The sequence below is a fragment of the Verrucomicrobiota bacterium genome (assembly GCA_016871675.1).
In the GTDB taxonomy this organism is placed as follows: domain Bacteria; phylum Verrucomicrobiota; class Verrucomicrobiia; order Limisphaerales; family VHCN01; genus VHCN01.
In genome coordinates this window covers 1-6364 of the sequence record VHCN01000107.1, presented here as the reverse complement: position 1 = coordinate 6364, position 6364 = coordinate 1, and the positions used below count along the sequence as shown (strand labels likewise).

The window sequence follows — 6364 nt, the reverse complement described above, 5'->3', positions numbered from 1 at the left end:
GGAAATCGAGGACGACGAGCCCGTCGAGATCATCGTCGGCGACAGCAAGGAAATCACCGGCGACGACCAGGAAGCGAGCGTCATCAAGTTCGTCAACCAGATCATCTGGGAAGCCTTCAAAGACCGTGCGACGGACATCCACTTCGAACCTGCCGAGGACGAACTGCGCATCCGCTACCGCATCGACGGCATCCTCCACCAGACGCCGATGCCGCCGCAGTTGAAGAAATACCAGGCCGCGCTCATCTCACGCGTGAAAGTGATGAGCGGCATGAACATCGCCGAGAAGCGCCTGCCGCAGGACGGCCGCATCAACGTCCGCATCAAGGGCGAGGAGATCGACATCCGCGTCTCCACCGTGCCGACCGTCTATGGCGAGAGCCTTTCGCTGCGCCTGCTCACGCGCGGCAAGATTTTCTTCGGCCTCGACAAGCTCGGCTTCCCCGACCACGAGCAGACGATCATCCGCGACCTCATCCTCAAGCCGCACGGCATCCTCCTCGTCACAGGGCCGACCGGCTCGGGCAAGTCCACGTCACTTTACGCGTTCCTCAGTTCGATCAACTCGGTGACGAAGCGCATCATCACGATCGAGGAGCCGGTCGAGTATGAGCTCAAGGGCATCAACCAGATCGCCGTGCGCTCGGACATCGGGCTCACGTTCGCCGTCGGTTTGCGCCACATCCTCCGGCAGGATCCGAACGTCATCATGGTCGGCGAAATCCGCGACCTCGAGACGGCCGAAATCGCCATCCGCGCGGCGCTCACGGGGCATCTCGTCTTCAGCACGCTGCACACGAACGACGCGCCGAGCGCCTTCACGCGGCTCATCGACATGGGCATCGAGCCGTTCCTCGTCGCCTCGTCGCTCGAAGCCGTGATGGCGCAGCGCCTCGTGCGGACCATCTGCCCCATCTGCAAGGCGCCGCAGAAGGTCGAGCGCAGCTACCTCAAGCGCATCGGCTTTCCCGAGGAGGAAATTGATTCGACGAAGTTCCTCAAAGGCGCGGGCTGCGAGGACTGCCGCCAGCTTGGGTATCAGGGGCGGACGGGCATCCACGAACTGCTGCTCGTCAACGAGCAGTTGCGCCCGCTGATCATGAACCGCGCGCCCGCCTCGACCATCGCGCACGAGGCGATCACGGGCGGCATGCGCACGTTGCGCGTGGACGGCTGGCGCAAGGTCAAAGCCGGCATCACCACCATCGAGGAAGTCATCCGCGTCACACAAACCGAAGAACACCTCAAGTCGCTGATGGACGACGGGCGGACGGAGTTTTGGGTGAAGAGAGGATGAACGCGCCGTGAAGCCCACGCCTCCCAACTCGTGCAATGTCCTCCTGCTCGGCGCGGACCGCCGCAAGCTGTGGCGGTTCTCGACATCCGGCGGCAAGGCTTCGGCCGCCGGTGAGCATCACACCGCGCCCGACCAGCCGCTGCCCGCGCGCTGGGTGAACAAAGGCTGGCAGGAATTCTTCAACCCGCGCCTGAACATCGCGTGGCTCCCGCAGGACCAGGTTTTCCTGCGCGTCGTGCAGCTTCCCAAGTGCGAGCCTGCCGAACTGCCGCAGATGATCGAGTTCCAGCTCGAGAAACTCTCCCCGCTGCCCGTCACCCACATCGAATGGTCGTTCGAGCCCGTGCCGTATCACGGCAAGGTGCCGACGGAGATGCAGACCGTCGTCGTCTGCATCGCGGCACGGGACGCCGTGCAACAATTCCTCGGCCGCCTCGAGGGCGTCGGGTTTCGACCCGACCGCCTCGAAGCGCCGATGCTGCATCAAGTGCTTGCCACAAAGCCCGACGCGGACGGCGCGTGGGTGTATCCGTTCACCGACGGCGGGCGCACGGGCTGCCTCGTCGCGTGGTGGTATGGAGGCGCGTTGCAGAATCTCAGCCTCGCCAACCTCACCGAGGCCGACCAGTGGCCGCGCGAACTTTCCTCGCACCTCGAAGCCACCGTGTGGGCCGGCGAACTCGAAGGCTGGCTCACCTCCCCGCCGCGCTGGCACCTCGTGGGCGACAAGGACTCCGCGCCCGCGTGGGAGCGCATCCTCTCGGACGGCGGCGCGGCAACCGTGACGGTTCAAGAACCGCTCGCCGACGCCGCGCTCGCGGCCGCCAGCGCCCGCCGAGCCGCGAACGCAGAAAGCCTCGCGAACCTGCTCCCGCCCGACATCGCGTCGCGTTACCGCTCTCAGTGGCAGGACCGCGTGATGGCCCGCGGGCTCATCGCCGTGTTTTGTCTCTACGTGCTCGGCGTCGTGTCGTATCTCGTCGCGCTCAACCTGCTTCAATTCCAAAAGACCGAACTCGACACGCAGGTCGCGAGCCTCAGCCAGACTTACACGAACGCCCTGGTCACCAAGGGCCGCATCACCGTGATGAAGGAGCAGATTTCGCTGAAGTATGCGGCGCTCGAGGGCTTGAAGGCCGCCGCCGCGCGATTGCCCGAGGGCCTCACGCTCACGGATTTTTCGTTCTCGCAAGGCTCGCGCTTCACGCTGCGCGGCGTGGCTCCGGCTGCGGAAGTCACCAAGATCACGGACTTCGTCGTCGCGCTGCGCGCCGTCGAAGTCAACGGGCAGCCGCTGTTCAGTTCAGTGAACCAGGGCAACATCGGCTCGGCGCCCGGCGCGGCCATGATGAGCTGGAATGCGACGTGTGAGTTGCGTCCCGCCGAGATCAAATGAAGGAATTGCTCGACAACCTGACGCAGTCGCTCGGCCTCACGCCGGACCAGCAACCGCTGGTGTTCATCGGCCTTGGCGTCATCGCGGCGCTGCTGCTCGCGCTCGGGTTCTGGGTTGCCGCCCGCGCGGGACGCGGGCAGGGCGCGCGACGGCAGAGCATCTTCGACAAGCTCGGCCTGTCCGCCTTCGAGCGGCGCCTCGTGGTGGCGATCTTTGTGGTGCTCTTCGCCGTGCTCCAATGGTGGTTCGTCTTCCCCGAGTTCACGAAATGGGACGTGGTGCAAGCGGGCATCGACAAGGGCAAGCAAACCCTCAGGGATCGCCAACCCGAGGTGGACAAGCTCCCGGCCTACCAGAAGGAAGTCGGACGCCTCGAGGACGAAGGCCACAAGCTCGCCAGCGAGGAGGTCGCCGTGCAACTGCTGCGCGTGGTGCAGACGCAGGCTGCCAAGAGCGGCGTGCAAGTGCAGAACTACAACCCCGGCCAGCCGCGCCCGGCCCAGGGCAATGTTTTCTTCGAGGAGCAGTCGCTCAGCCTCAGTTTCCACACCACGGGCGACAAGGAACTGCTCGACTTCCTCGTCGCGCTGAGTGCCGACAACTCCTTCCTGCGCGTCCGCGACCTCACCGTGAAACCGGACCCGACCGGCGCGAAGTTGATGGGTTCCGTCACCGTCGTTGCCAGCTACCAGAAACTCGCCGCCGCAAAGACGCCGGCGACCACCCCGCGAAGACCATGAAAACCAAGATCACCACACTCCTCTCGCTGGCCTTCGCCGCAAGCCTCCACGCGCAGGACAAGCCCGGGCCCGTTTCGCCCGTCACCACCATCACCACGCCCGCGGGCCAGCCCATCGTCATTCCGACGCGCGCGCAACCGGTCCCGCTCGGAGGCACGAACACCCCGGCGCCCGCGTCCCAGCCGCCGCCGGCGACGGCGGTCCCGCTCAGCCCGTCCGCGAAAGCCGCCGCCGTCCCCATCCCCGCGCCGACGGCAACGACCATCACGCCGGTGAACACGCCCGCGAACCTGGCTGCGCCCGCGCCCGCGTCGCAGGCGCCCGGTTCGGCCACGACGCAGGCGGCGAAATCCGGCCTGCGCGTCTCTGCGCGCACGGATAAGACAGTTCCGCCCGGCCACTTGAAATTCGTGAACGCGCCCTTGGAGCAAGTGCTCGAGCACTACGCGGAGTTAGTGGGGAGAACAATACTGCGATCGCCGGCGGTCGTGGCGACCACGACGATCAACATTAAGTCGCAGACCGAGTTGACGGTCGATGAAGCCATTCAAGCCATCGAAGGCGTGCTCGCGCTCAACGGCATCGTGACCATTCCCGTCGGCGACAAGTTCGTCTCCGTCGTGCCGCAGGCCAGCTCGTTGCAGGAGGGCGCGGCGTTCAACAGCGTGACCAACGCCGCGGAACTTCCCGAGGCGAGCCAGTTCATGACCAAGATCATCCAGCTCAAGGAGGTCAAGCCCAGCGAGATCGTCCCGGCCATCCAGCCGTTCGCGAAGATCCAAGGCGGCATCCTCCCGATCGACACCACGCAGGTGCTCATCATCCGCGACTATGCCATCAACGTGAAACGCATGATGGAGATCATCGAGAAAATCGACCAGGCCGTGCCGCTTGAGGAGGACTTGCGCGTGTTCCCCATCCGCTACGCGCTCGCGGCGGAGGTCGCCTCCGTGCTCGGCAGCCTCACCACCGGCGGCGCGGTCGGCGGCACGGGCGCGGCCGGGGCGACGACCCGCAGCGGCATCCGCAGGCCGACCACGGGCGGCGGCGTGACGGGCGGCTTCCAGGGGCTCAACCCCGGCGTGCCCGGCCAGCAGCAGCAGCAGCCGTTCGGGCAGGTGCAGCCGGCAGCCGGGCTTCCGCAGGCGAATCCCGCCGCGGCGGCCGCCGGTTTCCAGAACCGGCTCCAGCAGATCGTCAACCAGGCCTCGCGCGGCACCGCGGGCGGCGGCGCGCCCTTGCTCGGCGCGGCCAAGATCATCACCTACGAGCGCAACAACTCCATCCTCGCCATCGGCACCAAGCAGGAACTCGCGATGGTCGAGAAGCTCATCCAGGAACTCGACAAGGTGCAGAAACAGGTGCTCATCGAGGCGATCATCCTCGAAGTCACGCTCGACGACTCCAAGAAGCTCGGCGTGTCCACCGCGCAGAACCAGAAGAAGTTCGGCGAGAACTTCACCGGCCGCGGCGGCATCCGCACGGACGCCATCTTCGGTTCCGGCCTCACGAACGTCGCCAACCAGAGCCTGCCGCAGGGCTTGAGCTACTTCGCCAACCTCGGCAAGGCGTGGGAAGTCGCGCTGCAGGCCATCGCCACCGACAGCACGGTCAACGTGCTCTCGCGCCCGCGCATCCAGACCTCGCACGCGGAAGTCGCCACGCTCTTCGTCGGCGACACCGTGCCCTACATCAACGCCACCTACGCGAACCTCGGCGGCACGCCCACTTCGAGCTATCAGCAGAAGGACATCGGCATCCAGCTCCAGGTGCAGCCGCTCATCAACGAAGACGGCCTCGTGGTGATGGACATCGCGCAGAACATCGAGCAACTCGGGCCCACGCAGACCATCGACAACAACCAGGTGCCCACCACCACCAAGCGCCAGGCCACGGCCAAGGTCGCGGTCAAGGACAGCGACACCATCATCCTCGGCGGCTACATCACCACGCAGAAAAGCCGCGGCCGCACCGGCGTCCCGGGCCTCAAGGACATCCCCGGACTCGGCGTGCTCTTCCGCTCGACGAGCGAATCCGTCAAGCGCACCGAACTCGTCGTGCTCATCCGCCCCACCGTGCTGCCCACGCCCGAGATGGCGTCGGTCACCGCGCAAAAGGAGCGCGAAAAAATGTTCGGAGTGGTGCGCGCGGAGAAGGAAATCCTCGACGACGAAAAGCAGCGCGCCGAGCGGAACAAGGCGGAGATCGAGAAGCTCGAGCGGATGCAGCGCGAGCGCGAGGCGAAAGAAAGTCCCCACAAGAAGTAAGGACGCCGGGCAGACAGGCTTCCAGCCTGTCCGCAGCAACGAAGCCTCCGGCGTTGCGCCGGACAGGCCGGACGCCCGCCCCACGCCGGCTACTTGATCCGGTTGACGCTAAGGGCGAGGCGGGACTTCTTGCGGTCCGCGGTCCGTGCATGAACGATGCCGGACTTCGCGGCCTTCGCGTAGGCCGAGGTCACTTCGACCAGCGCGGCGGCGGCTTCGGCCTTTTTGCCGGCGGTGACGAGCGCGCGGAACTGCTTCTCAATGCGGCGGAGTTTGCCGGTGACCCGGCGGTTGCGCAGGCGCCTGCGTTCAGTGCTGCGCACGCGGCGCTCTGCGGACTTGGTATTCGGCATAATTCAGGGCTTCGGTTCAGAACAAGCGGGCGACACCGTATCCGTTCGCCGAACGTTGTCAACGCCTGCCTCCTTCCGCGCCCGTCCGGCTTCGTCTGCATTCCAAGGCTCGAAGCAAACCAAACCGTGTGCCGATCGGACGGAGCGGCCGCAAACTCGACCGCGCAAACCACGCGCACCACCGGGGCGGCGCACGGAACTTCCGCCAGGGGCTCCCGTCAGGGCGGAGGCGTCCTCGCCCTAGCGTGAATCGCTTCAATGAGCGGACGAGTCTGGACCCGATTCGAATGGCGGTGCCTGCGCGCCCCGAG

The 6364-nt window shown here is 66.0% G+C and carries 5 protein-coding genes; 4 read left to right on the top strand and 1 reads right to left on the bottom strand.

The window, feature by feature from the left end:
- The 4 genes from FJ386_14760 to FJ386_14745 all read left to right on the top strand — a co-directional run.
- On the top strand, positions 1–1297 hold a 1297-nt coding region (locus FJ386_14760), incomplete at its 5' end, for a type II/IV secretion system protein (protein MBM3877947.1).
- Between the two features lie 7 nt (positions 1298–1304).
- Positions 1305–2693 (top strand): hypothetical protein, encoded by a 1389-nt coding sequence (locus FJ386_14755; protein MBM3877946.1) that lies wholly within the window; start codon positions 1305–1307, stop codon positions 2691–2693.
- A complete protein-coding gene (locus tag FJ386_14750; GenBank protein MBM3877945.1) occupies positions 2690–3433 on the top strand; it encodes a hypothetical protein in 744 nt (247 codons plus the stop codon). Before FJ386_14755 ends, FJ386_14750 begins: the two co-directional genes overlap by 4 nt.
- Positions 3430–5700 (top strand): hypothetical protein, encoded by a 2271-nt coding sequence (locus FJ386_14745; protein MBM3877944.1) that lies wholly within the window; start codon positions 3430–3432, stop codon positions 5698–5700. The genes FJ386_14750 and FJ386_14745 overlap by 4 nt, the downstream gene beginning before the upstream one ends.
- 89 nt (positions 5701–5789) lie before the next feature.
- Here FJ386_14745 and rpsT read toward each other — a convergent pair whose 3' ends face one another.
- On the bottom strand, positions 5790–6056 hold the full coding sequence (gene rpsT, locus FJ386_14740; GenBank protein MBM3877943.1) for a 30S ribosomal protein S20: 267 nt from the start codon (positions 6054–6056) through the stop codon (positions 5790–5792).
- Positions 6057–6364: the final 308 nt, after the last annotated feature.

Excerpts from the sequence above, each read along its gene's own strand:
- FJ386_14750 (MBM3877945.1), top strand. The coding sequence starts at position 2,690 with ATGAAGGAATTGCTCGACAACCTGACGCAGTCGCTCGGCCTCACGCCG.
- FJ386_14745 (MBM3877944.1), top strand. The coding sequence starts at position 3,430 with ATGAAAACCAAGATCACCACACTCCTCTCGCTGGCCTTCGCCGCAAGC.